This window comes from Nocardiopsis rhodophaea (assembly GCF_039530945.1).
Taxonomy (GTDB): Bacteria; Actinomycetota; Actinomycetes; order Streptosporangiales; family Streptosporangiaceae; genus Nocardiopsis_C; species Nocardiopsis_C rhodophaea.
This window is the reverse complement of sequence record NZ_BAAAPC010000004.1, coordinates 223,856-249,656: the sequence shown is the minus strand read 5'-3', so window position 1 is coordinate 249,656 and position 25,801 is coordinate 223,856. Positions and strand designations below refer to the sequence as shown.

Sequence of the window (25,801 nt, the reverse complement as noted above, 5' to 3'; positions counted from 1 at the left end):
CTCCAGTCCCCCGATATTCGGTCGATATCGCCGAGATCAACGCACGCGGTCAGGACGCTGTGAGCAACTGGGAGGCGGCCAGGTCGCGGTAGAGGTCGTCGGAGGCGACCAGCTGCTCGTGCGTGCCCACCGCGCGGACCACTCCGGCGTCGAGCACGACGATGCGGTCGGCGCTGGTGACCGTGGAAAGCCGGTGCGCCACGACCATGACGTTGGTATCGCGGGCCGCGTCCAGCATCACTTCCTTGAGCGCGGCCTCGTTGGCGGCGTCCAGCTGGGAGGTGGCCTCATCCAGCAGGAGCAGGCGCGGGCGGCGCAGCAGCGCCCGCGCGATCGCCACGCGCTGCCGTTCGCCCCCGGAAAGGGTGGTACCGCGGTGGCCGACAGCACTGTCGATGCCGTCGGGCAGACGGCCCACCAGCTCGGACAGGCGCGCCCGCCCCACGACCTCCTCGACGTCGGTGTCGGTGGCGTCTGGGGCCGCGAGCACCAGGTTGTCCCGCAGCGTCCCGTCCAGCACCGGGGCGTCCTGCTCCACGTAGCCGATCGCGCCACGCAGCCCGGCCAGCGGCCAGTCCCGCACGTCCACGCCGTCGACGCTGACGCTGCCGCCGGTGGCGTCGTAGAACCGTTCGAGCAGAGAGAATACCGTGGTCTTGCCCGCTCCTGACGGGCCGACCAGGGCGGTGAGTCCGGCCCCGGCCGCCTCGAACGTGACGCCGTGGTGGACCAGCGGCAGGCCGTCGGCGTAGCGGAAGACCACGTCGGCGAAGGAGACCCGGGCGGGCTGCCGTGCTCCGGGTACCGGGGTCCGGTGGACGCCGTTGTGCCGGGTGCCGGCGACCTTCCCGGCAGGGGTGGTAACGCCCGCATCCGCGTGTCCGTCGAGCGTCTCCGCGCCCGCTGCGCGGTGCGGTTCCGAGGCGTCGGTGTCCTCGCCCTCCAGAGCGCCGACCTCGTCGATGCGCCGGACGGCCGCCAGTCCGCTCTGCAGGTCGGTCGCGGCGCTCACCAGCGTGCTTATGGGTTCCATCAGGTAGAAGAGCAGCAGCAGAAAGGCGATGAGCGAGGAGACCTCCAGCGCGCCGGAGGCGACCCGGGCTCCGCCGAAGCCCAGCACCACCAGGAACGCGACGTTGGTGGACAGCCAGGCGGTCACACCGGCGACGGCGCTCCACCCGGCCTGGGCCACGCCCTTGGTCCAGGCGCGCCGCGCCGACGCGTCGAGGCGCCGGGCTTCCACCGTCTCGGCGGAGGACGCCTTGATCGTCCGGAACGCGCCGAAGACGCGCTCCAGTTGGGAGCCCATCTCGCCGAGCGCTGCCTGGGATGCCTCGGTGGCCCGGCCGATCCTGGGCAGGACCGCGACCATGGTGATGGCGGCGACGACGACCACGACGGCCGTCACGCCGAACAGGACGGGGTCCATTACCGCCATGAGGACGATTCCGGCGACCAGGAGCACCGAGCTGGTGACGGCGTCGCTGATGCCGCTGGTGGCGACGGTGCGCAGCAGGGTGGTGTCGGCGGTGAGCCGGGAGACGAGGTCGCCGGGTTTGAGCCGGTCGACCTCGGCGACGCGCAGCCGGAGGAGCCGGGAGACCAGTTGGCGGCGGACCGCGAGCACGACGCTCTGCCCGGTCCGCTCCAGGACGAACGCGCCAGCGGCGCTGATGAGCGCGCCGCCGATGACGGCGGCGGTGAGGACGAGGAGAGGGCGGACCAGCGACTCCCCCGCGCCCAGGGCCTCGATGACGACCTTGGCGACGAGTGGTTGGAGTATTCCGGTCATGCCGCCGAGGAAGGACAGCAGGCCCCCAACGAGCAGCGCCTTCCAGTGCGGCCGACCGTAGTCCCAGATGCGGCGCCACGATGCGCGGGGGGCATCGTGGGGATACTGCGCGTGCGCGTCCCGTGTGCGCCGCTCCGACACGACCATTTCGTCTCCGTTCGTTCTCGTCCGCGGACAGCGAGCACTCATCCTTGTGTGAAGGATGATCCGACATCAAGGGGATTTCGGGATGGGACCGGCATCGCTCGCGAACGCAGCATGCCCGACGGCCCTTACGTTTCGCTGACACCGCGTCCACGCCGCCGAGGGCGGCCCGCGCCACCTCCTCTGATGGCACGCTCAGGCCAATTGGCGGCAATATTCCCAACTCGATTCGGTTTGCGGACCCCCGCGGCTCGCGCCACTAGTTACTCGCGAGTAGCATGAGGGGCACAAGTCACCCACCTGCTTGAGAAGGAGGGGCAATCGTGCCGCGAACTGCCCGCGATGTCGTGTTTGTCGACGGGGCTCGGACTCCGTTCGGCAAGGCCGGCAAGGGCCTCTACGCTGAGACGCGCGCCGATGACCTCGTGGTCCGGGTCATCCGAGAGCTGCTGCGCCGCAACCCCGGTCTGCCGCCGGAGCGCATCGACGAGGTCGCCATCGCCGCCACCACCCAGATCGGCGACCAGGGGCTGACGATCGGCCGCAGCGCCGCCCTCCTCGCCGGGCTGCCCCGCAGCGTCCCCGGCTACGCCATCGACCGCATGTGCGCCGGTGCGATGACCGCCGTCACCACCACCGGTGCCGGTATCTCGTTCGGCGCCTACGACATCGCCATCGCCGGCGGCGTCGAGCACATGGGCCGCCACCCCATGGGTGAGGGCGTCGACCCCAACCCGCGCTTCCTCTCCGAGAAGCTGGTCGACCCCTCCGCCCTGGTCATGGGCAACACGGCGGAGAACCTGCACGACCGCTACCCGTCCATCACCAAGGAGCGCGCCGACGCCTACGCGGTGCGCAGCCAGGAGAAGGTCGCCAAGGCCTACGCCGACGGCAAGATCCAGCAGGACCTGGTCGAGGTGCTGGTCCGCTCCGCCGAGGAGGGCTACGGCCTGGCCACCGCCGACGAGCCGCCGCGGCCCGGCACCACCCTGGAGAACCTCGCCGGGCTCAAGACGCCGTTCCGTCCGCACGGCAACGTGACCCCGGGCAACGCCGCGGGTCTGAACGACGGCGCCACCGGTGCCGTCATCGCCGCCGAGGACATCGCCGCCGAACTTGGCCTGGACGCCAAGATGCGCCTGGTCGACTTCTCGTTCGCCGGTGTCGAGCCGGAGGTCATGGGCGTCGGCCCGGTCCCGGCCACCGAGAAGCTCCTCGCCCGCCAGGGCCTGAGCATGGACGACATCAGCCTCATCGAGATCAACGAGGCGTTCGCCGTGCAGGTGCTGGCCTTCCTGGAGCACTTCGGGATCGCCGACGAGGACGCCCGCGTCAACCCGTGGGGCGGCGCCATCGCCCTGGGCCACCCGCTCGCCTCCTCGGGCGTGCGGCTGATGATGCAGCTCTCCCGGCTCTTCGCCGAGCGGACCGACGTCCGCTACGGCCTCACCACGATGTGTGTGGGCATGGGCATGGGCGGAACCGTGCTCTGGGAGAACACGAACTGGGAAGGGAACGCCAAGTGAGCACCCCGATCGAGCAATCCCGCCCGTCGCCCGCCACCGCCCTCAGCGGAGGCGCTGCGCGCCACAGTTCCTTTTCGGAGCTGTTCAGCGACGAGGTCGTCACCAAGGCCCTCGCGCGCGACATCGAACTCCCCTACGGCGCGGGCAAGGCCGTCCTGATCACCCTGGACAACGGCCACGACCACAACAAGCCGAACACCTTCGGCCCCGGCGGGCTGCTGGAGCTGGACGCCGCCATCGAGGCCGCCAAGGCCCGCACCGACATCGTGGCGGTGGCCGTCACCGGCAAGCCGTTCATCTTCGCCGTCGGCGCCGACCTCACCGGTGTGCCCAAGGTCGAGAACCGCGAGCAGGCCCACGCCATCGGCAAGCTCGGGCACGATGTGTTCCGCAAGCTCGGTGAGCTGGACGTTCCGACGTTCGCGCTGATCAACGGCGCGGCCATGGGTGGCGGTGTCGAGGTGGCGCTGCACTGCACCTACCGCACCGTCTCCTCCGGTGTCCCGGCGTTCGCGCTGCCCGAGACCTTCCTCGGCCTCGTGCCGGGGTGGGGCGGCACCTACCTGCTCCCCAACCTCATCGGTGCGGAGAAGGCCCTCAAGATCATCATCGATAACCCGATGAACCAGAACAAGATGATCAAGGGCCCGCAGGTGCACGAGATGGGGATCGCCGACGCGATCTTCGAACCGGCCGACTTCGTCGAGGAGTCGCTGCGCTGGGCGGCCAAGGTCGTCAAGGGCGACATCACCGTCGAGCGCCCCGAGGTGGACAAGGGCGAGGCCTGGGACCAGGCCGTCAACAACGCCCGCTTCATGGTGGAGGGCAAGCTGCACGGCGCCGCCCCGGCACCGGTGCGCGCGCTGGACCTGGTCGCCGCGGCCAAGGACCGCACGCGCGACGAGGGCTTCGCCGCCGAGGACGACGCGCTCGCCGACCTCATGATGAGCGACACGCTCAAGGCCGGGCTCTACGCCTTCGACCTGGTGCAGAAGCGCGCCAAGCGCCCCGCCGGCGCCCCGGACAAGCAGCTGGCGCGGAAGGTCACCAAGGTCGGCGTGGTGGGCGCGGGCCTCATGGCCGGGCAGCTCGCCCTGCTGTTCGCGCGCCGCCTCGGCGTCCCGGTGGTCATGACCGACCTCGACCAGGACCGCCTGGACAAGGGCGTCGCCTACGTGCACGGCGAGGTCGACAAGCTGCTGGCCAAGGGACGCGTGAACGCCGACAAGGCCTCCCGGCTCAAGAGCCTGGTCACCGGTTCGCTGACCAAGGACGCCTTCTCCGACGCCGACTTCGTCATCGAGGCCGTCTTCGAGAAGATGGAGGTCAAGCAGCAGGTCTTCGCCGAGGTCGAGGCGGTCGTCTCGCCCGAGACCGTGCTGGCCACCAACACCTCCTCGCTGTCCATCACCGAGATGGCCAGCAAGCTCAAGCACCCCGAGCGCGTGGTGGGCTTCCACTTCTTCAACCCGGTGGCCGTGCTCCCGCTGCTGGAGATCATCCGGGGCGAGAAGACCGACGACGCCACCCTGGCCACGGCCTTCGCCACCGCCAAGACCCTGAAGAAGTCGGCGGTGCTGTGCAAGGACGCCCCGGCGTTCGTGGTGAACCGGCTGCTCGTCCTGTTCATGGGCGAGGTGCTGGCCGCCGTCGAGGAGGGCACCGAGCCCGAGGTCGCCGACCGCGCTGTGGCCCCGCTGGGCCTGCCGATGTCGCCTCTGCTCCTGCTGCAGCTGGTCGGGCCGGCCGTCGCCCTGCACGTCACCGAGACGCTGCACGCCTCCTTCCCGGAGCGCTTCGGAGTCTCCGAGCAGCTGCGCACCCTGGTGGACGCGGGCAAGACGGAGATCTACGGCCCGGACTTCACCATCGACCCCGAGGTCAAGAAGCTGTTCACCGGCGGCGGCGCGCCCTCCTCCGAGGAGCAGATCCTGGACCGCGCCCTGTGTGCGCTGGCCCGGGAGATCAAGATCATGCTGGACGAGGGCGTGGTCGCCAAGCCGGCCGACATCGACCTGTGCCTGATCACCGGCGCCGGGTGGCCCTTCCACCTGGGCGGCATCACGCCGTACCTGGACCGGTCGGGTATCTCGGAGAAGGTCAACGGCGAGCTGTTCCACCCGGAGGGCCTCTCCGCCCTGTCCTAAAACCCCGGGTGCACCGCACCACTGGATACCCGACAGAGCGGAGCGAATCCGCGAATATCAGTGGGAATCCCACAACGGCCCTCGGATCTCCCGGTCCGGGGGCCGTCGCCGTTCTATCCTTGGTGAATGACCGGTCCACCCGAACAGTTCACCGTTCGTGACACGTTCCGCGTCACGTGGGACGGAGTCGGTCTGGCGGCAGGCTGCCTCATCTTCACGGGGATGGGGGCCGCCCTGGTGGCGCGTGGCGGCACGGTCGATATCGTCATCGGGCTGCTGGCCGTGGTGATGTTCGGCGGCGGCGGGCTGCTGGCGGCCTCCCGTGTGCTCTCCCGGCGGCCGACCCTCGTCCTGGACTCCGAGGGCGTGCGCGTCGTAGCGCCCTGGCCCCGCTCGTCGGTCGACGACCTGTGGCTGACCTGGGACGACATCGCTCTCATCAGGACGTGTTCGCAGGACATCCACTACTATCGCGGCACGGCCCGCCAGTGGTACCTCGTCTTCGTTCCGCACAGCGAGGCCGACCAGCCGTTCCACCCGCCGACGCCCTGGGAGCCCAACCGCGCCGTGCGCGTCCGCCGCTCCTGGGACCACACCGTGGACGAGGTCGTGGCCGCCGCCCGCCGGTACCGCCCGGGTCTGGCGTTCGACGACCGACGCCCCCCGGGCACGCGCCGCCAACGCATCGACTGACGGCCCGGCGGCCGACGCGGCCCCTGGGCCGCGAACCGCGCACCATCCCGGTCCCCGCCGCTACACCAATCGACCAAGAGTGTCGCAGTGGTTGCTCTACGATTGGGAAAACTACTGAAAAGCGTGGCCGGGCCGGAAGAATGGGGAGCGGGAGGACGCCTTGGGCGGCGGATACGTGACTCTGGAACAGGTCGCCCGGCACGCCGGAGTATCGCTCGCCACCGCGTCACGCGTGCTCAACGGCAGCACGCGTCAGGTCGGCCGGAAGCTGGCCGAGCGGGTCAGCGCCAGCGCCAAAGAGCTCGGCTACCTCGCCAACCCCTCCGCGCAGACCCTGGCGCGCAACACCAGCTGCCTGGTGGGTCTGGTCGTGCACGACATCGCCGACCCCTACTTCTCCAGCATCGCCGCCGGGGTCACCCGGGTGGCCGAGGACGCGGGCCTCGTCGTGGTCCTGGGCACCACGGGGCGCGTACCCGAGCGCGAGGTCACCCTCATGGCCACGCTGCGCGCGCACCGCGCCCGCGCGGTGGTGCTGATCGGCAGCCGCACGACCGACCCGGCGGCGCTCGTCCGGCTGGGCGATGAGATCAGCGCGATGGTCACCCAGGGCGGCAGCGTCACCTGCGTGACCCAGGAGGGGCTGCCCGCGCCCACCGTGGCCCCCGATAACAGGGGCGGCGCGGCCGAACTGGCGCGTCACCTCATCGCCCAGGGACACCGCCGCTTCGCCGTCCTGGCCGGGCCCACGGAGCTGCGCACCGCGTCCGATCGCCTGGACGGCTTCCGCTCGACTCTCGCCGACGCGGGCATCGCCCTCGACCCGGGCAACGTGGTGCACGGCGGGTTCACCCGCGATGGCGGGTATCAGTCAGCCCGACGGCTGCTCGGAGCCGGAACGGACGCGACCTGCCTGTTCGCCGTCAACGACGTGATGGCGAGCGGCGCCATGGCCGCCGTCCGCGACGCGGGGCTGCGGGTGCCCGCGGACCTGTCCGTCGCCGGATTCGACGACATCCCCGCCCTGCGCGACCTCACCCCCGGCCTGACGACGGTGCGCCTTCCCCTGGAGTGGATGGGGCAGGAGGCGGCACGCCTGGCCCTCGGCGAGGGCAAGGGCACCGACGAGCCGGCCACCGTCCCGGTCACAGGCACGGTCGTGGCGCGGGAGAGTACGGCCCCACCGGATCGGTCCGGGGCCTGAGGTCGATCGCGGGAAATGTCCGGCCAGGGGTGGGGGTGGCGGCGAGCGGTGGATGCGGGATCGGGGGCGGCCCGGTGCAACGCAGCCGTGATCAGCCGGGCGCACACCGCTCGGACCTGGGCATGCACAGCATCGTGCCCAACCCCACCACGCGGCAAAACACGAGCTCCCTGGCCCCAGGCGTACCCACGCACTCCGGCTCGGCGCACTCTGACCCTGAAGTTCTTCCTGCTCGACGGACGTATCTTCGCCTCCAGCGAGAAGATCCCGTCTCCAGCCATCGCCCACGCTCCCACCCACGCCGAGGTGAAAGCGGCAATGTTCAGCAAATACCGGCCAGGGACGCGGGCGGGGCACTACTATCGCCATCAAGCTCGCCAGACCCATGGGGCGCGGGCCTCGTGTTGAGCCGACTGTCCCCTCGTTCTTTGACATCCCTTCACCGCGACCAGGCGATGAGGAGCACATGGACCTGTTCGCCAAGTTCGTGGAATCCACCAGCAACCCGATCGCGGTCCTCTCCCACAGCATCCACGGCGCGGCGACTTTCCCCAGGCTGACGGGGGACATCGGCAACCGGATGACGTACAAGGGCGTTCCGCAGGTGGTGTGGAGCCTCAACAACTACCTCGGACTCGCCAACGACCCCCGCATCCGTGCACTCGACACCGAATTCGTTGACCAGCATGGCCTGTCCGCGCCAATGGGCTCGCGGATGATGTCGGGTGACACCTGCGACCTGGAGGCCCTCGAGACCGAACTGGCGGACTTCTGCCGCAAACCTGCCGCGCTGTTCCTGAACTACGGTTACCAGGGCATGGTTTCGCTGATCGATGCGCTGCTGACCCGCAAGGACTGGCTGGTGTATGACAGCGGCAGCCACGCGTGCATTCTGGATGGCGTACGCATGCACAACGGGCGCGCGAGGAGCTTCCGGCACAACGACGTTGAGCGCCTGGCCAGCGTGCTCGCCCGGATCGAGCGCGAGCGCGCGCCGGACGAGGCGGTGCTTGTGGTGACCGAAGGCGTCTTCGGTATGTCCGGAGCCGTCGCACCCCTGCGCGACATCGTCGCACTCAAGCAGCGCTACGACTTTCGACTCCTGGTCGACGATGCCCACGGCTTCGGCGTCATGGGCCCCACCGGTGGTGGTACGGGCGAGGCGCAGGACGCTCACGACGGCATTGACCTGTATTTCGCCACCTTCGCCAAGGCCGCCGCGAGTATCGGCGCGTTCGTCGCGTCCACCGCCGAGGTGGTGTGGCGACTCCGGTACACAATGCGGTCGCAGATCTTCGCCAAGAGTGTGCCGTGGCCGATCGTGGCGAGCAACCGGGCGCGGCTGGACCTCATCCGATCCCAGCCACAGCCGCGCCAGCGCTGCTGGTCAATCGCGAAAGCCCTGCAAACAGGGCTGCGCGAGCGGGGCATGGAAGTACGAGGAACGGCCAGCCCCATTACACCGGTCTACCTCTCGATGACCGCCGCGGAGGCGAGCGAGTTCGTGGAAACGATGCGCCTACGACACGGCGTGTTCTGTTCCGCGGTCATGTACCCGGTCGTGCCACCGGACGTGGTGCAGCTGCGCCTGGTGCCGACCGCCGCTCATGAACCGGCCGACGTGGACGAGACGCTGGAGGCGGTCACGGCCGCGTACGCGGCCGTGACCGGGCGACCAGCGCCCGCCGCTGCGGCCCCGCCGACCTCGGAGTGACGGGCCGACAGCGTAAGAGCTCGTGCGACGTGCTGTCCGCGGGGCTCACAGCGCCTGGTCACTACTGGTCCCCGCAGTCGTCCGGACCTCGCGAGTTCAGATGTCCTCGCAATAGAGTCGGTAGGTCCTGGTTCGTGTGGCCACCCGGTCGGCCACGCGGGTAATGGCCAGATTGCCCTCCAGCGTCGGCCCCGCCTCGAAGGTCTGGTAGCCCAGCCGGTAGAAGGTGCGCATCATTTCCGTGTACATCAGGGCGTCCAGGCCGAGTCGGCGGTGCTTCGGATGGACACCGCCGGCCAGTACCCGCACATGGGTGATGCGCCGGGCGGCCCGCCGCATCCGCAGCAGACCGAGCGGCAGCCCCCGGTGGGTCAACCGGCCCTCGGCCGCGCGCAGCGCGACGCAGATGTCCGGCACCGCCAGCAGCATCCCCGCCGCCGCTCCATCGACTTCGGCCACCAGGAGCAACTGCGGGCGCACCACCGGGCGCAGCTGACGGGTGAGGTACGCGACCTGACGGGAGGTCATCGGCGTGAAACCCCAGTTGTCGGCCCAGGCCGCGTTGTAGATGTCCTGGAACGTCCGCAGCTCGGCAGAGAAATCACGCATCCGGACGGTGCGGACCCGAACCGAGGGCCTGCGCGCGGCCCACTGCGCGGCCCGGCACATACCCGCCGGCGGCTCGGAGGGTACCGGCCCGTGCCACCCCCAGAAGTCTTTGGCCTTGGTCAGTCCGGCGGATTCGAGATGGGCGGGATAATAACGCGGATTGTACGGCGTCAGAAAGGACTGTTCTCGGTCGTACCCGTCTACCAGGACGCCGCATTCCTGGTTGACAGTGAAGTTCGTCGGGCCCAGCATCGCCTGCTTGCCGCGAGTGCGCAGCCAGTCTGCTGCCGCCTCCACCAGCCGCCGCGCCACGGCCTCGTCGTCGACCACGTCGAACAGGCCGAAGAAGCCAACATCCGGGTCGTGCAGCTCGTTGTGGCGATGGTTGATCAGCGCGGCGACCCGCCCCACCGGCCTACCGTCGCGGTACGCCACGAACAGCTCGGCCTCGCCGAACTCGAAGAAGGGGTTCACCGCCGGATCCAGAAAGCGCCGACGCTCCCGCAGCAGGGGAGGCGCCCACCGAGGGTCACCGCTGTACAGCTGGTACGGCAGCCGCAGGAAGTCCGATCGCCCGGCCCGATCCCGCACCGGTGTTACCCGCATCCCACCACTCACCCAAAAGTCAGCCCGCCAGTACGGCAGGGCTTACCCTGGTGTCCAGCATCACACACCGGGAGCCATAGCCAAGACCGAGAGGAACGCTGCGGGCGCGGATTATCAGGGTCGTATCTTCTGGTTATCGGCGTTCTCGGCCAGTGGGACGGCCGGCGCAGATGCGGACTGGGGGCGCGGCTCGGCCTCCTCGCCCTCGCTGACGCCGATGCGGTCGTGCAGCCACCGCAGCGGGCGCGGGAGCCACCAGTTGGCGCGGCCGAGCAGGCGCATTCCAGCGGGGACCAGCAGGGCGCGCACGAGGGTGGCGTCGACGACCACCGCGACGGCGAGGCCGATGCCGATGATCTTGAGTGACAGAAGGGCCGACGAGCCCATCGCGACCATGACCACGACGAGCAGCAGGGCCGCGCTGGTGATGATCCCGCCCGTCCGCTGCAGGCCGACGGCAACGGAGTGGGTGTTGTCCCCGCTGCGCAGGTACTCCTCACGGACACGGCTGAGCAGGAACAGCTCGTAGTCCATCGCCAGGCCGAAGGCCACGATCAGGATGAGGACGAGATAGGTGGGGTCGATCGTGCCCACGGCGTCGAAGCCGAGCAGTCCGCCCAGGTGGCCCTCCTGGAAGCCCCAGATGACCACGCCCAGCGACGCGCCCAGCGACAGAAAGCCCATCACGATGGCCTTGAGCGGCAGCACCACCGACCCGAACGCCAGGAAGAGCAGCACGGTGGTCACGGCGATGACGAAGGCCAGCGTCCAGGGCACGGCCTGGACGATCGCGTCGATGTTGTCGTTCTGCAGCGCGGCGGCGCCGCCGACGAGGACCTCGTCTGCGCCCTTCGGTGGGGCTTCGGCCCGCACGTCGCGCACCAGGTCCGCGGTTTCCGGATCGTCCGTCTCGCCCTTGTAGGAGACGGCCACGTGCGCGGCGTCGTCATCGGTGCGCGCCACGTTGGCGTTGACGGCGCCCGGGAGATCGTTGAGGCGGTCGGCGTAGTCCTCCAGCCCCTTCTTGGTCATGTCGCCGGTGAGCACGACGTCGATCTGGCCGATGCCCCCGGCCGGAAAGTCATTGCGCAGCATGTCGGTGGCGATGCGGGGGTTGGCGTCCTGCGGCAGGTAGCGCTGGTCGGTGGAGCCGACGTGGGTGAAGACCAGGGCGGAGGCGAAGGCGAGCAGGACGCCGCCGACGGACGCCAGGTAGAGCGATGGCCGGCGCATGACACTGTGGGCGAGTCGTGCCCAGGCGCCGGTGCCCGTCGCGATGGGAGTCGCGGTCGCGGCGGTGGTACCGACGGCGGCGGGGCGGCGGCGGAACAGGCGGAGCTGGAGCGCGTCGATGCGCGGACCGACGACGGAGAGCAGCGCCGGGAGCACCACCAGGGCGGCCAGCACGTCGAACAGGACGACGGCCATGCCGCCCAGTCCGATCGATCTGAGGATCGGCTGCGGGAAGAACAGCAGTCCGGAGAAGGCGATCATCACGGTGATCCCGGAGAACGCGACGGTGCGTCCGGCCGTGGCCAGTGTGCGGGCGACGGCCTCACGGGTGTCGGTACCGTCGCGGGCGGACTCCTCGCGGAACCGGTTGACCATGAACAGGCCGTAGTCGATGGCGAGGCCGAGACCGAGCAGGGTAGCGACGTTGACGGCGAAGACCGACACCTCGGTCACGTAGGTGAGGGCGCGCAGCATGGTGAGAGAGCCGAGGATGGCCAGCCCGCCCACGGCCAGGGGCATGAGCGCGGCGACGACCCCGCCGAAGATGACCACGAGGAGGACGAGCAGCGCCGGAAGGGAGATGGCCTCGGCGGTGACCACATCGCTCTCGGCCCGGTCGGAGATCTCCTTGCCCACCCCGAGTGAACCGCCGACGTAGGTGTCCAGCGGACCGGCGTCGAGGTCGTCGGCGATGGCCTTGTAGGAGTCCATGCGGTCGTCGTTGGTCTTGCCCTTGAGGGTGATGGGCACGTAGGTGGCCATCTTGTCCTTGGAGATGAGGGCGCCGCGCTCGCGCTTGGAGAGGTCCTCGTCCAAGTAGTTGGGAGCGGAGGCGACCTTGTCCTTGGGAAGTCCCTCGACCGTCTTGCGGACGTTGGCCGCGAAGACGGGGTTGTCGACCTTGAGTTCGCTGCTGCGGTACACAACGATGACGTCGACGGCGTCGTGCCCGAACTCGTCCTCCAAGACTTCGGCGGCCCGGGTGGACTCGGCGCCGGGGTCTTCGAACCCGCCGTGGTCGACATAGCTGAACAGGCCCGTACCCCAGCTGAGGGCGAAGGCGATGAACAGCGCCGTGGCGGCGAGCACCCAGATCCGTTGCCGGTAGGTGAACCGCCCAAGGCCTGCGAACATCAATCGGTCCTCCGGCGTGACTGTTAACGTGAGATGCGGAGCACGGTGAACGCTGTTTGCTTACAGTGTTTACTAGATCCGACGTTATTCACCGATGTCAATGTGACCTATGGCATCCCGACCCGCGCTCCCCGCAAGACAGAACGCGGTCAGAAAGGCGACACCAGTGCACGTCGAGGAGGACAAGCCGACAGCAGCCGCGCTGTCACGGCGCGAACGTGTCCGGGAGGCCACCGCGCAGGAGATCAAGCAGATCGCGCGCCGCCACCTCGTCGAACAGGGGCCCCCGGGGGTATCGCTGCGCGCCATCGCGCGCGAGATGGGCATGACCGCACCCGGCCTGTACCGGTACTTCAACAGTCTCGACGATCTGCTGTCCTCGCTGACAGCCGACTTCTTCACCGAGCTTACCGAGTCGGTCCAAGCCTCTGACCAGTCCCTCCCCGAGGACGACGTCGACGGCCGCATCCTGGCCTCCCTGCGCGCCTTCCGCACGTGGGCACTGGCCAACCGCGCGGAGTTCGCCCTGCTCTTCGGCCCACCCGGACCGCACCAGCGCAGGCACGAAGGGGGCGCGCTGGAGGCCGGGCAGCGCTTCGCCGCGATCTTCTTCGCCCTCTTCGACCGGCTGCTCCAGGAACGGCGGTTCGAGGTGCCCGGCGACGCCGAACTGTCGCCGGTACTCTGCCGCCAGCTTGAGGCCTTCGCCGAGCAGACCGGATTCACGACGGAGAACGTCTCCAACGGCGCGATGCGCGTGCTCACCTCCTGCTGGGTGCGGCTCTACGGACTGGTCTGCATGGAGGTCTTCCAGCACCTGTCCTTCGTCATGGCCGACATGGAGCCGCTCTTCGAGGCCGAGCTTCCCGACATCCTGCGCACGGTGGGCGTCTCCTACCGCGCGCCGTGATCCGTGCTCTGCCTGCTCCGGTCGGCGGGGCAGGCAGAGCCGCTGAACAACTAGGAGCGGGTACAGGTCAGCTGGTTCGGGCCGCTGCCGGCCGCTGGTGCGCTTCCCCTTGACAGCCCCAGCCCACACACCGGCCACTCTCGGCCACGTGGGAAAGGCCGTCGAAGTACCGGCCCCACCGCGTGTCCGAATAAGGTTGATCGTCACGCTTGCCCGCGCGCAGCAGAACAGAAGGAACAACCTAGTGGACACCTCCCCCGATGGTGAGCCCATGCCCGTGAGCGGCCCCCCGTCCGAGCCCTCGGGTGCGCCCGGCCCCACGCCCGACACGCGTCGGCCCACCGACCCCCGGGACGCCCCGCAGGACCCTCCCGGTCACGTGCCGCAGGCCGCGGGCCCGCCCCCACCCGAGGGGCGACCGGCCACCGCCCCGAGCGGCCCCGGACCGCGCCCCGAACCGGCGCGTGGGCCGCACGGCTCGGCTCCCGTGGACGCGGCACCGCAGCGCCCCCCGATGCCCCCGCCCCACAGCCAGCAGCCCCCGCCGCAACCGGGACCGCACCCCGCGTTCCCTCCTCCGCCTTCCGCACCGCCCCCGCAGGGCCCGCATCCCACCTATGGACCGCAAGGGCAGCCGGGGCAGCCGTTCCCCCAGGGCCACCCCGGGCCCTATGGTCCACAGAGCCCGCAAGGTCCCCAGGGCCCCCAGGGCCCTTACGGGCCGTATGGCGCCCACGCGCCCCAAGGGATGCCTCCTCAGGGAATCCCCGCTCAAGGGATGCCGGGGCCGTTCGGTGCCTACCCCCCGCCCGCGCCGCCCCGGCGGCGGCGCCGTGCGTCCACCGCTGTCGTGGTGAGCGCGGGCGGCTCCGCTCTCGCCGCTGTCGTCGCCCTGACGATCCTCGTCGCCCTGATGGCCCAGGGGGCGGAGTCCACGGCGTCGGAGTCCCAACAGCAGGCGGCCCGGGATAAGGAGCTGTCCTCGTTCTACTCGCGGAAGCTGGACGACCGGCCCGGCGACCTGGAGTTCGAGAACGACGAGCACCCCGTCTACAACGTGGCGATGCCCGAGCCGATCGAGTGCGACCTTCCGAAGCTCGACACCGCCTCCGACTCGTCGTGGGAGAGCTTCAGCACGAAGGTGGGCGACTGCCTCAACGAGATGTGGACGCCGCGCTTCGAGGAGCTCGGGATCCGCACACCGGGACCGGAGTTCGGGGTCTCCAGCGAGAAGCCTCAGCAGGACCTCGTGCAGGAGGGGTCGACCCTCGCCTTCTACCAGCCTGAGGAGCGCACCATCACGGTGGTGCTGCCCAACGTCAAGGAGATGGCGGGGTTCATTCCCGACGGCCAGCAGGAGGGCGTCTGGTCCGCGCTGCTCGGCCATGAGTACGGTCACCATGTCCAGAACGTGACCGCGGTCCTCGCGAAGTCCGTCGAGGCGGAGTACGAGGCCGACTCCGAGTCGGACCAGCTGGAAGAGCTGCGCCGCACCGAGCTTCAGGCCGAATGCTTCTCCGGCGTCGCCATGCGCGGCCTGGGCCAGTTCGACGACACCCAGATCGACGAGATCAACGAGCTCCTCAACTCCGGCGGAGACCTGCCCACCCACGGCAAGTCGATCAACCGCCGCCAGTGGTACCAGGCGGGCGCGGCCGGGGACACCCTGGAATCGTGCAACACCTTCGGCGCTCCGGCGTCGAAGGTCCGCTGACCGCGGGCGACGATCCCAGCGCCCTTAGCGCGGTTCACGGCACAGGGGCGGGGGTGCGGTGCTGCAGCACCGCACCCCCGCCCCTCGTTTTCCCGCTCTTCTCCCGCCCGCACTCCTCGCGAGGTGGGCCGCCTACCGACACACGCGAAGGGGACCGTTCCGGTACTCCTCGGTGACCGCGAAGCTGGCGCTGGCGCCCCTGCCGCTCCTCGGTTCCCACTTCTCTGTCGGCGCGAGCATCCGGTGCGCGGCTCTCAGGAGTGGCCGAGCGCGCCGTACAGCTCGTCCCAGCGGTGCAGCTTGACGCGTTCACCGCGCCCGAGGTCGGCTGCGCGCTCGGCTTCGGCGGCGTCGATGGTCAGCCAGTCGCCGTAGTCGGTGAAGGTCACCCCGCGCTCGCCCAGCAGACGGTCGATCGAGAGCTCCTCCGCGCCCTCCCCGCGCCGTTCGCGCAGTACGGGGGCGTCGTCGAGCAGCCCGCGCACGGTCGCCGCCGCATCGGACTTGTTCGTCCCGATCACTCCGGTCGCCCCGCGCTTGATCCACCCCGCCACGTACTGTCCGGGCAGCGCGGCGCCGTCAGGACCGAGCACACGGCCGTCGGCGTGCGGCACGGTGCGGGTGGACTCGTCGAAGGGGACATCGGGCAGCGGGACGCCCATGTAGCCGATGGAGCGGAACACCATGCCGACGTCGAGCACCTCCTCCTCGCCAGTTCCGGTCAGGCGGCCGTCATCGCCGAGCTCAGTGCGCTCGACACGCAGCCCGGCAACGCTCTCCTGGCCCAGGATCTCGATGGGGCGGACCCAGAACCGCAGGTCGATCTGGCGCGGCCGGCCGGCGGGCTCCTGCCGCGCCCACGACGTGAGGATCTTGAGGTTGGTGCGAGCGGCGCGGGCGGCGCTCAGCATCGCCTCGCTGGCGGGGTCGATATCGATCTGCTCGGGGCGGACGGTGATATCGGCGTTGGCCAGCTCGCCGAGGTCACGGAGCTCGGGCGCGGTGAACTTGGCCTGGAGGGGGCCGCGACGGGCCAGCAGATGGATGCGCAGCACCTTGCTGGCGGCCAGGACCTCCAGGACGGGTTGCGGGATGTCGGTGTGGCGCAGCTCGTCGGCGCTCTTGGCGAGGACGCGGACGACGTCGAGGGCGACGTTGCCCGCCCCGACGACGGCGATCTCCTTCGCGTCGAGGAGGAACCGCTGCACGTCGGTGTCGGGGTGTCCGCAGTACCAGTTGACGAAGTCGGTGGCGGCGACGCTGCCCGGCAGGTCCTCGCCGGGGATGCCCAGTTTGCGGTCGACGCTCGCGCCGGTGGCATACACGACGGCGTCGTAGACACGGTTCAGGTCGTCGACGGTCACGTCCCGGCCGAACCGCACACCCCCGATGAAGCGGACGTCGGGGTGCTCCAGGACCTGACGCAGGGTGCGGGCCACACCCTTGATCTTCGTGTGGTCGGGGGCGACACCGTAGCGCACCAGCCCATAGGGGGTGGGCAGGCGGTCGATGACATCGACCGCCACGGTCTCGCGGCTCTGCCTGGTGAGGGCGTCAGCGGTGTAGATTCCGGCGGGACCGGAACCGATGACGGCGACGCGCAGTGAGTCGGGAGAGCTCATTACTCCATTCTCCCCCATCACGCAGTGTTTCCGCCTCTAGTGTCGACGCCCGGCCGCCCCCGCCACCCGCGTTGGGAGAGGATGGGAAAGGAAGGCCGCGTCCGCGGATGGGAGCGAGGGAGCCACCCCGATGTCGGTATCGCAGCTGCTCTTCGGCCTGATGGTGGTCACTCTGCTGGCGACCGGGGTGCTGCTGGTCTGGAGCTACGCCCAGAGCCGAGGCGGTCCGCTGTCACCGGAACTCAACCGCGCACTGATCATCCTGGCGGCGGCCGCGGTGGCTCTGGCCATCGCCTCCTTGCTCACCTCCTGACGTCTGCGAGGGAGGGGCCGCCAGCGAGAGGCACTATGCCCCCCAATACCCGAATCTCAGCCGCCACTCTGCCGGTTTCGCTTTTTGGCCAGCCAAAAAAGATCCTCCGGCACCCACGAGATACGAATACGCGGTCTCTGCAGAAAGGTCGATCCACCCTCCCCAATCCTTTCGTCGGGCCACCGGATGCCGCCGCCGAAATGCCGACGCATAGGCACCTTTCAGGGTTGACTTTCCTCAATAGCTGCCTTAGAAAGTAAATGCTCAGGCCTTTTGGTCCCGCGTACGCGGGCGAGGGATCCGGCAGCTCCGGCTGAGGAGGGGTGGAATATCGGTCGGGCTGAGGTGACGGTGTGGCAGGTGGGTCAGGCAGTGGTCACCTCGCGCGCAAGGGCTGCGAGGGCGCCGCGCGCCGACGTCGAAGAGGCGCACCGGAACACCGATTCCGGCATGGCATTTCCCGATTCTCCGCCAGCCGCCGGCGCCCGCCGCCGCGTCCTGACCGACCGCGGGTCCGGCCCCGCCGCCGCGGCCGAACGCCGGTCGGGTCGCGCAGCGGGGCGGCGATCCCCGCACGCGTCCGATCCGGGGCCCCCGACCTGTGTTATCGCGAATGAGCGGACTGTAGCTGCCCATCAGGCGGAGGTCTTCCGCGATCCCCTTATAGAAAGAAGCGGCCTGTGCCATGTGAAATCGTTGGGAGTGAGGGCCCTCTGGCCGGACGGCGGTACCCTTTCGGGGAAACGCCGATCACTTTCGGCCGCAAGAACAACAACCGCGTGGTAGTCGCCAGCAAGAAGGCCTCACGGTTCCACGCCGAGGTGGTCCGCGACGGCGACGACTATGTCCTGCACGACCGGGAGAGCAGTAACGGGACACTGGTCAATGGGGAACGCGTGACGTCGCACGTGCTCCAGCCCGGCGATGTGATAACGATCGGCGATGAGGCGTTCCGTTTCGAAAGCGTCGACGAAACAGCGACGATCACTGATCTCTCCGAGAGCCAGACCATGACCATGGTGGAGGAGACTCCAGGGCCGGTTCTGGATGTCACCGTTTCGGGCGGCGGTCCTGTCGGGCTGAGTTTTGCCTTGCTACTCGAACACCTCATGGGGCGGCAAGTGGCCATCACGGTCTACGACGACCGCTGGACTCAGGACGGGTCACGGATCGTATGGAAGAACGAAGGACAGGGCAACGTCCGGCGGCAGCAAGTCGTGACGATCCAGAGCCGTCAGTTCCTCAACCTCCCCGAGGAGGTTCAGGAGCGGTTGTTCAGCGCCGATGCGTACACCGAAATGTGGCCGCCGGGCCCCGATTCGATCCGCGGTTACAGCCCACGGAATCTCCGGATCGCCTACATCGAGGACAGACTCCTTGAGGTGGCGAATGAAAAACCCGACAGTATTCGGCTCATGCCCACCAGGTTTGACCCCGTCGAGTACCACGCGAGTGTGGTCGAGGGCCATGCACTCGCCATCTGCGAGGGGGCGCGGTCCCCAACGCGCGAGCACTTCACCGACAAGTTCGGAAAAGCCGACAAAAGGATCTACTCACTGGATGGCCATCACGTACAGGATGTCGTACTTGGCCTGCGGGTCAAGTCCGACCTGTCGGACCCGATGATCGTCCTGCTGACCGTGGCCCAGAACCGCTTCCTGCTGAACTCTCTGCGTGGCGAAGGCTTCCTGAACATGCGCCTCACGGACGCGGAGGCCAGGGAAGTCATCGGGGTCGACCCCGTCCGGCACGTGTTCGAGGAGTGCATTGCCTCGCGCCCGTGCGTGATGGGGAGGAACGAAGACGGGGACTTCTGCTGCCCCACCCACAGCACGCTCTTCCTGCCCGCCTTGGTCAAAGGCTCGGCGTTGTGGAAACGGGTGCGGGAGGGGTTGACGCTCTTCGGCATCACCGAGGAGAACCTGAGCGCTGTCACCGGCTTTCGTCTGGCTATGGTGCAGCGTCCGCGATTCACCGCCCAGCTTTACGCAACGACATCGACCACCCCGGGGACCTACGGTTTTCTGCTCGGTGATGCCGCCAACGCGATCCACTTCTGGCCGGGACGCGGGCTCAACAGCGGGCTTGCGTCGGCCATATCGCTGGCGAGGTCGTTCAGCAGCGCCTGGAGTGGGCGGCCATTCCGTGATGCCGACTTCATCCGCCACGAAGCGGCGATGTCGATGCTCCAGTACCGGCACAAGAGCCGCGCCTGGAAGGCGATGGTGACTACCGATGAGCACGGATCCGTCTGCACGATCAAGGACAGAATCGCCCAGAGCATCGAGCGGGTGACAGCCGAGGATGCGGACAAGCACAAAGAGGCGGACATCGACGCGCTCATGGAGCAGCTGCGCAGGATCCGAAGCCGCCTGTCATCTCGTATCCCCGGTATGCCCGACGACGCACTCCTCCGGAACCACCTGCGAACGCTGGGCGGCGAGACGCTGCGGACCCTGGTGGCCAGTGGACCGTGGGAGACGCTGGCCGTGGGAGGCGAGGAGGTCGATATCGATATCTTCTACCGAGACTCCCCGCCGGTCGTGCCCGCCGCGGAAGGCTGATCCGCGAGTCGGCGCCCGCTGCCCTTGGTGGGAGGCCCCGCTACGCCCCCTCTCGGCTCTCCGCTCGGACGGCGGAGGCGTGGGGGTCGGTGCGGTCGTCGTAGCGCCACAGTGCCGGGAGTGCAGCTGTGAGGACCCCGACCGAGCCCAGGCAGACCAGGCCACCGCTCCACATCGCCGCTTTGATGCCGAACCGCGCCGCGGTACCGCCCGCGCGGAGGTCGCCCGCGGCGGGTCCCGCCGCGCCGATGAGGAGTTCGACTCCGGCGAGGCGCCCCCGGAGGCGGTCGGGGATGGAGGCGTTCCACATGGTCGTGCGGAAGACGTCGCCGACCCATCCCGCCGCTCCGGCCACCGCGAGCAGGATGATGACCGCCCACAGACCGCCGACGACCGCCGCCGCGGCCGTCGCGGCCCCCACCGCGGCGCCCGCGAGCAGGACCATCCGGCCGTGGTGGTGCACGCGTCCGGTCCAGCCGCCGGTGGCGGCGGCCAGCAGGGCACCGGCTCCGCTCGCCGCGTACAGCAGGCCCAGCGCCCAAGGGGCGTCGAGCTCCGAGGCCAGGAAGGGGAACAGTGCCGTGGGCACGGCCAGGACGGTGGCTGCCATGTCGGCGAGGTAGGTGCCCAGCAGGTCGGGGCGGCTCCAGGCGTAGGCGAGCCCCTCGGCGATCTCCCGTAGGGCGGGCGCCGGTGTCGCACCGTCGGCGGTGGGCACGGGGCGCAGCCGCCACAGCAGGAGGAGGGAGATGGCGAAGGTCGCCACGTCCACCGCGTAGGCGGCGGCGAACCCTCCGGCGGTGACGACCAGCCCCGCCAGGGCGGGACCCACCACTCCCCCGACGCTCCACCTCAGCGAGGTGAGCGCCCCCGCGTCGGTGAGCTGCTCGTGGGGGACCAGCCGCGGGACCATCGCCTCCAGCGACGGCTGCTGAAGGCCCTGCAGTGCCGCCGCGCAGCCAGCGGCCGCGTACAGCGGCCACAGCAGTGGCGCGTCGAGCAGGGTGTTGGCGAGGAGGGCGAGGCTCAGCACGCCGAGGGCGAGTTCGGTGGCCAGGGCCATGGCACGCCGGTCGAAGCGGTCGGCGAGCACTCCGCCGTAGAGGCCGAAGACGACCATCGGGACCAGCTCGACCGCGCCAATCAGTCCCACCGCCCAGGGCGAGCCGGTGGTGTCGGCGATCTGCAGGGGCAGGGCCACCATCGTGAACATCGACCCGATGAGGGTGACCACCCCCGACGTCCAGACCAAGCGGAAGTCGCGTGAGTCGCGGAGCGGGCCGAGGTCGATCATGTAGCGCCGCTGACGGCGCTCGGTGTCGTCCAACGGGATTCTCTCCTTATCGGTGATAAGCAATCTAGCGACGGAAACTTATCACCGATAAGGTCGGGGACACGATCGGTTTTTCGAGCAGTCGACAGCTGAGGCGAGGCGGACGGGATGGCACTGGAGCGCGAAACCGTGGTGCGGACGGCACTGCGTCTCCTGGACGAGGTCGGCATCGACGGGCTGAGCACCCGTCGCCTCGCTACCGAACTGGGCGTACGCCAGCCCGCGCTGTACTGGCACTTCAAGAACAAGCGGGAGCTGCTCGACCTCATGGCCGAGGCGATGCTGGCCGACGCCCTGCCGCACGACCGTGAGCCCTCACCCGACGACTGGGACGGGTGGCTGATCGCCGATGCGCACGCCAAGCGGCGAGCCCTGCTCGCCCACCGCGACGGCGCCCGCGTGCACGCCGGAACCCTGCCCACCGCCGGTGAGCTCCCGGCCGTCGAGGCGCAGCTACGCGCGCTGCACCAGGCCGGCTTCGCTCCACGCGACGCGCTCCGACTGTGCCTGGCGGTGGACCGCTACACGATGGGGTGGGTGGCCGAGGAGCAGGCCCTGAGCCAGGACGCCTCCGGCCGACAGGCCAGCGAACCGTTCCCCGATGGGGCATTGCGGGACACTCCGCTCCTGGCGCAAGCCGCGGACGTGCTCCGCGCACAGGACGGCGACGCCGACTTCGACTACGGCCTCCGCCTGATCATCGACGGGTTTCGCGCGCGGGCCGCCGACGGCTGAGGTTCGCCCGCCCCGGAGGGGCGCCGTCGACATCTCGGGGCCGACCACCTCTGTGATCCACCCACCACATGACCCTCTGGGTGATGTTAGATATCGAGATCGGCGATCGCACCCCGACCACGTCCGGACGTCATGACGGCCCACAGCATCGCCGACCGCTCACCCTACATCCCGATGTTCCTGCGTATTGAGCCGACCGGCGCACGGCGACCCTCCCGCCGACAAGCACCAGGTGGCCAGGTTCGAAAATCCTTCCAACACCACCTGGCGGGTAATACCATCACGAACTGTAGCGAAGGGCAGGCCAACGGCGAGCTTCAGACCTCCCTGGACACCCGAGGGCTCGACCATTAACGCCTCTCCGATGCCACAGCGCCGGGCATTGGCCTGCTCCTCCGCCACCCGTCGACCGCAGAACCACTCGATCCGAGAAGGCGCGACCACCACGAACTCGCCAGCCCTGCCAAGGCCGTTCACTACACTCCGTATAAATCCCTTTGTTCAACACAAAACCCGATATTGCGGATGGATGCCTACTTGGCGTAAGACCAATGGCGAGGACCGGACCTCCGCGGGCGGCTGTTAGGAACGGGACACACAAATAGGCAGCGCAGAATCGCGTCTCTCCTATCGGCCCCCCATGTCTTCACCATGGTGGGACCACGACGAAATGGAGGTTTTCCATGACACGTCCCTCGATCCGACGCACCCTCCCCGCAGCCATCGCCGCCACCGCACTCGGCCTGACGACCCTCAGCGCAGTCGGCGCGCAGGCCGCCGAGACCGAGTCAAGCACGGCCAGCATGACATGTGTCCTCAAAGTCGAAGGCAAGATCGACCCGCCGATCGATCTCGTAACGAAGAAGCCTGCCAACTTCAACGGCAAGGGCGGAACAGCCGCCTGCGAGGGAACGATCGGCGGCGAGACCGTCGACACGACGGAGCTGGGAAGTTGGGGGGTCAACGCCGATACGGATGAGCCCATCAACTGTGCGTCGCTCGCTAGTGGCTTTACAGGGACCGGCACGTCCTCGATCGCCGTGACCACCGTCGACGGCCAGAAGAAGACCCACACGACGACGTTCTCTTTCCAGATCGCCGGTGGCCTGGTCGTAGTGAGCGGCGGCCTGGAAGGTACCGCCACATTCCAGCCGACAGAGGGCGACTGCCAAAACACCCCCGTGAAGAGGGCCCTGGTGGAATTCGCTGTCAAAACCAAGACGTAGGAAAACAGGGCACATCTCGGACTCAGCACACCAAAAGACCCACGTAGCCTTCCCATGGAGAATCCTTCCGGAGAGAAGGATCTCCCCGGAAGGATTCCCATCACCACTGAAAGGTGTTGGCCGCCCCTTTTCTTCACTCGATTATCGAATCCGTGTTCTCGGGAAGACCACCTGAACACGCGGAATCGAGGAGTGATGATGGGCTGCGACCTCCACCGTCAGAGTGGACGCTGCCAGCCGGAGCGGCTCCGTCAAGCCGACGTCGGAGGCGACGGCCCGCGGCACCGGGACCCACGGCACGAAGGTGATGGCCGGGATTTGTGTCTGGCGGCACCGCCTGAGCGGGTCCGGCCCTTTCCACCGGCACACAGGCACGGATTCGTGAACTGACGGTCGCGCGAGGCCGACGGACACAGAGACCTCTGCGACCACACGAAGCGGGCCCGCAGATCCGATGATCTGCGGGCCCGCTTCTGATGTCGGGCGATTCTCGTCGCCGCTCGGCCGTCAGCTCTGCGCCGGTTCGTCTTCGAACGGCTTCTCGGTGTGCCGGGAGACCGTCTCGGTCAGCTTGCGGGCGAGTTCCTGGGGGGTGAGGCCCATATCGGCGAGGATGGCCGCACGCTTGGCGTGGTCCAGGAACTTCTGCTCGATGCCGAACGTGCGCACCGGGATGTCGAGGTCGGCGTCGCGCAGGGCGCGGGCGACGGCGTCCCCGACGGCCCCGACGCGGCCGTTGTCCTCGACCACGGCGACCACGCTGTACTTGGCGGCCTCGCCGACGAGGGCGTCATCGAGGGGCTTGACCCAGCGGGGGTCGACGACGGTGACGCCGATGCCCTGGTCGGCCATGCGGTCGGCGACCTCGCAGCAGGTCTCGGCCATGGGGCCGACGGCGACGAGCAGCAGGTCCTCGGAGTGTCCGCTGTCCGCGGCGCGGCGCAGCAGGTCCATCGATCCGACCGTCCCGACGGCGGGGATGTCCGGGCTGACCTCGCCCTTGGGGTAGCGCAGCACGGTCGGGGCGTCGGTGACGGCGACCGCCTCGCGCAGCTCCTCGCGGAGTCGGGTGGCGTCGCGCGGCACAGCCAGGCGCAGCTCCGGGACGACGTTCAGGATGGACAGGTCCCACATGCCGTTGTGGCTGGCGCCGTCGTCGCCGGTGATGCCGGCGCGGTCCAGGCAGAAGGTGACCCCCTGCTTGTGCAGGGCGGCGTCCATCAGCACCTGGTCGAAGCAGCGGTTGAGGAAGGTCGCGTACACGGCCACCACGGGGTGCAGGCCGCCCATGGCCAGCCCGGTGGCCGACGTGGCGGCGTGCTGCTCGGCGATGCCGACGTCATAGGTGCGCTCCGGGTAGGCCTCGGCGAACGCCGCCAAGCCCGTGGGGTGCAGCATGGCCGCGGTCATCGCGACGATGTCCTCGCGCTCGGCGCCGAGCTTGACCATCTCCTCGCTGAAGACCTTGGTCCACTTCACGACGCCCGGCGTGGACTGCACCTCGCCGGTCTCGGCGTCGATGACGCCGATGGCGTGGAACTGGTCCTCGTCGTGATTCTCGGCCGGGGCGTAGCCCTTGCCCTTCTGGGTAATGCAGTGGACGATGACCGGACCGCCGAAGTCGCGGGCGCGGCGCAGCGCCTTCTCGACCATCTGCTCGTCGTGGCCGTTGATTGGGCCGAGGTACTTCAGCCCCAGGTCCTCGAACATCATCTGCGGCTGAATGGCGTCCTTGAGGCCCTTCTTCAAGCCGTGCAGCGCCTCGTACAGCGGCGGCCCCACCACGGGCGCGCTGTTGAGCGCGGCCTTGGCGAGGTCGAGGGCCTGCTCGTAACCGGGCGCCATGCGCAGGGTGGCGAGGTGGTCGGCGAGCCCGCCCATGGTCGGTGAGTAGGAGCGCCCGTTGTCGTTGACGACGATGACGACCCGCCGGTCCCTGCCCTCGGCGATGTTGTTGAGCGCCTCCCAGGCCATACCGCCGGTCAGGGCGCCGTCGCCGATGACCGCAGCGACCGTGCGGTCGGTGCGGCCCTGGACCTCGTTGGCCTTGGCCAGCCCGTCGGCGTAGGAGAGGACGGTGGAGGCGTGCGAGTTCTCGATGAAGTCGTGCTCGGACTCCGCGCGCGACGGGTAGCCGGACAGGCCGCCGGACTTGCGCAGCTTGGAGAAGTCCTGCCGCCCGGTGAGCATCTTGTGCACGTAGGACTGGTGCCCCGTGTCGAAGAGGATCGGTTCACGCGGCGAGTCGAACACGCGGTGCAGTGCGACCGTCAGCTCCACGACTCCCAGGTTCGGCCCCAGGTGTCCGCCCGTGCGCGACACCTCGGAGATGAGGAAGTCACGGATCTCCTGTGTCAGCTGCGGAATCTTGTCCTCGCTGACCTTCTTCAGGTCGTCCGGATTGCCGATCGACTCAAGCAGCGCCAACTCTCCTCAGTCCCCTCGTCCAACGTCCGTTCGGCGTGAGTGCGGGTTGCGCACTGCACACCGACCACGCACGTGCCATCGAGTTTATGGGCCACGTGAAGTGACCTTTACCTGAACCTATCTCTATCCATTCGTGGGCGACGTCCAGGTCGCCC

The 25,801-nt window shown here is 69.0% G+C and carries 17 protein-coding genes; 11 read left to right on the top strand and 6 right to left on the bottom strand.

Annotated features, from left to right (window positions below; translation table 11 throughout):
• Positions 1-49: 49 nt before the first annotated feature.
• Positions 50-1,939 (bottom strand): ABC transporter ATP-binding protein, encoded by a 1,890-nt coding sequence (locus tag ABD259_RS06310; RefSeq protein WP_344100079.1) that lies wholly within the window; start codon positions 1,937-1,939, stop codon positions 50-52.
• Positions 1,940-2,259: 320 nt separating this feature from the next.
• On the opposite strand from ABD259_RS06310, the gene ABD259_RS06305 reads away from it, so the two are divergent.
• The 5 genes from ABD259_RS06305 (at position 2,260) to ABD259_RS06285 (ending at position 9,220) form a co-directional block, all read left to right on the top strand.
• A complete protein-coding gene (locus ABD259_RS06305) occupies positions 2,260-3,462 on the top strand; it encodes a thiolase family protein (protein WP_344160774.1) in 1,203 nt (400 codons plus the stop codon).
• Positions 3,459-5,609, top strand: a complete 2,151-nt coding sequence (locus tag ABD259_RS06300) for a 3-hydroxyacyl-CoA dehydrogenase NAD-binding domain-containing protein (RefSeq protein WP_425573487.1) — start codon at positions 3,459-3,461, stop codon at positions 5,607-5,609. The genes ABD259_RS06305 and ABD259_RS06300 overlap by 4 nt, the downstream gene beginning before the upstream one ends.
• Positions 5,610-5,735: 126 nt before the next feature.
• Positions 5,736-6,302: an STM3941 family protein gene (locus tag ABD259_RS06295; RefSeq protein ID WP_344160771.1), complete on the top strand. Its 567-nt coding sequence runs from the start codon at positions 5,736-5,738 to the stop codon at positions 6,300-6,302.
• A gap of 160 nt (positions 6,303-6,462) precedes the next feature.
• Positions 6,463-7,506 carry a LacI family DNA-binding transcriptional regulator gene (locus tag ABD259_RS06290; protein WP_344160769.1) on the top strand — a complete coding sequence of 348 codons (1,044 nt, stop codon included), beginning with the start codon at positions 6,463-6,465 and terminating at the stop codon, positions 7,504-7,506.
• A 466-nt stretch (positions 7,507-7,972) separates the two neighbouring features.
• Positions 7,973-9,220 carry an aminotransferase class I/II-fold pyridoxal phosphate-dependent enzyme gene (locus ABD259_RS06285; RefSeq protein ID WP_344160767.1) on the top strand — a complete coding sequence of 416 codons (1,248 nt, stop codon included), beginning with the start codon at positions 7,973-7,975 and terminating at the stop codon, positions 9,218-9,220.
• Between the two features lie 96 nt (positions 9,221-9,316).
• Here the strand turns inward: ABD259_RS06285 and ABD259_RS06280 are convergent, their stop codons facing one another.
• Together ABD259_RS06280 and ABD259_RS06275 are read right to left on the bottom strand one after the other, a co-directional pair.
• Positions 9,317-10,303, bottom strand: a complete 987-nt coding sequence (locus tag ABD259_RS06280) for a hypothetical protein (RefSeq protein ID WP_344160764.1) — start codon at positions 10,301-10,303, stop codon at positions 9,317-9,319.
• Between the two features lie 246 nt (positions 10,304-10,549).
• Positions 10,550-12,802, bottom strand: a complete 2,253-nt coding sequence (locus tag ABD259_RS06275; protein ID WP_344160761.1) for an MMPL family transporter — start codon at positions 12,800-12,802, stop codon at positions 10,550-10,552.
• A gap of 166 nt (positions 12,803-12,968) precedes the next feature.
• Between ABD259_RS06275 and ABD259_RS06270 the strand changes: the two genes are divergently transcribed.
• Positions 12,969-13,712 carry a TetR/AcrR family transcriptional regulator gene (locus tag ABD259_RS06270; protein ID WP_344160758.1) on the top strand — a complete coding sequence of 248 codons (744 nt, stop codon included), beginning with the start codon at positions 12,969-12,971 and terminating at the stop codon, positions 13,710-13,712.
• 778 nt (positions 13,713-14,490) lie between these two features.
• Positions 14,491-15,426, top strand: a complete 936-nt coding sequence (locus ABD259_RS06265; protein ID WP_344100067.1) for a neutral zinc metallopeptidase — start codon at positions 14,491-14,493, stop codon at positions 15,424-15,426.
• 254 nt (positions 15,427-15,680) lie between these two features.
• On the opposite strand, the gene ABD259_RS06260 is transcribed toward ABD259_RS06265, so the two are convergent.
• On the bottom strand, positions 15,681-17,048 hold the full coding sequence (locus tag ABD259_RS06260) for an FAD-dependent oxidoreductase (RefSeq protein WP_344160755.1): 1,368 nt from the start codon (positions 17,046-17,048) through the stop codon (positions 15,681-15,683).
• 130 nt (positions 17,049-17,178) lie between these two features.
• Here ABD259_RS06260 and ABD259_RS06255 point away from each other — a divergent pair, with 130 nt between their 5' ends.
• The gene (locus ABD259_RS06255; RefSeq protein WP_344160752.1) at positions 17,179-17,361 is read left to right on the top strand and encodes a hypothetical protein; all 183 of its coding nucleotides are present in this window, start codon (positions 17,179-17,181) and stop codon (positions 17,359-17,361) included.
• 680 nt (positions 17,362-18,041) lie between these two features.
• The gene (locus ABD259_RS06250; RefSeq protein ID WP_344160749.1) at positions 18,042-19,925 is read left to right on the top strand and encodes an FHA domain-containing protein; all 1,884 of its coding nucleotides are present in this window, start codon (positions 18,042-18,044) and stop codon (positions 19,923-19,925) included.
• Between the two features lie 40 nt (positions 19,926-19,965).
• Here ABD259_RS06250 and ABD259_RS06245 read toward each other — a convergent pair whose 3' ends face one another.
• Positions 19,966-21,252 carry an MFS transporter gene (locus tag ABD259_RS06245; RefSeq protein WP_344160746.1) on the bottom strand — a complete coding sequence of 429 codons (1,287 nt, stop codon included), beginning with the start codon at positions 21,250-21,252 and terminating at the stop codon, positions 19,966-19,968.
• 114 nt (positions 21,253-21,366) lie between these two features.
• Here ABD259_RS06245 and ABD259_RS06240 point away from each other — a divergent pair, with 114 nt between their 5' ends.
• Both ABD259_RS06240 and ABD259_RS06235 read left to right on the top strand, forming a co-directional pair.
• Positions 21,367-21,993, top strand: a complete 627-nt coding sequence (locus tag ABD259_RS06240; RefSeq protein ID WP_344100057.1) for a TetR/AcrR family transcriptional regulator C-terminal domain-containing protein — start codon at positions 21,367-21,369, stop codon at positions 21,991-21,993.
• Positions 21,994-22,676: 683 nt separating this feature from the next.
• Entirely contained in the window at positions 22,677-23,219 is a 543-nt protein-coding gene (locus ABD259_RS06235) for a hypothetical protein (protein WP_344160744.1), read from the top strand.
• A gap of 507 nt (positions 23,220-23,726) precedes the next feature.
• On the opposite strand, the gene dxs is transcribed toward ABD259_RS06235, so the two are convergent.
• Positions 23,727-25,646, bottom strand: coding sequence for a 1-deoxy-D-xylulose-5-phosphate synthase (gene dxs, locus ABD259_RS06230; protein WP_344100053.1), 1,920 nt, complete (start codon positions 25,644-25,646; stop codon positions 23,727-23,729).
• Positions 25,647-25,801: the final 155 nt, after the last annotated feature.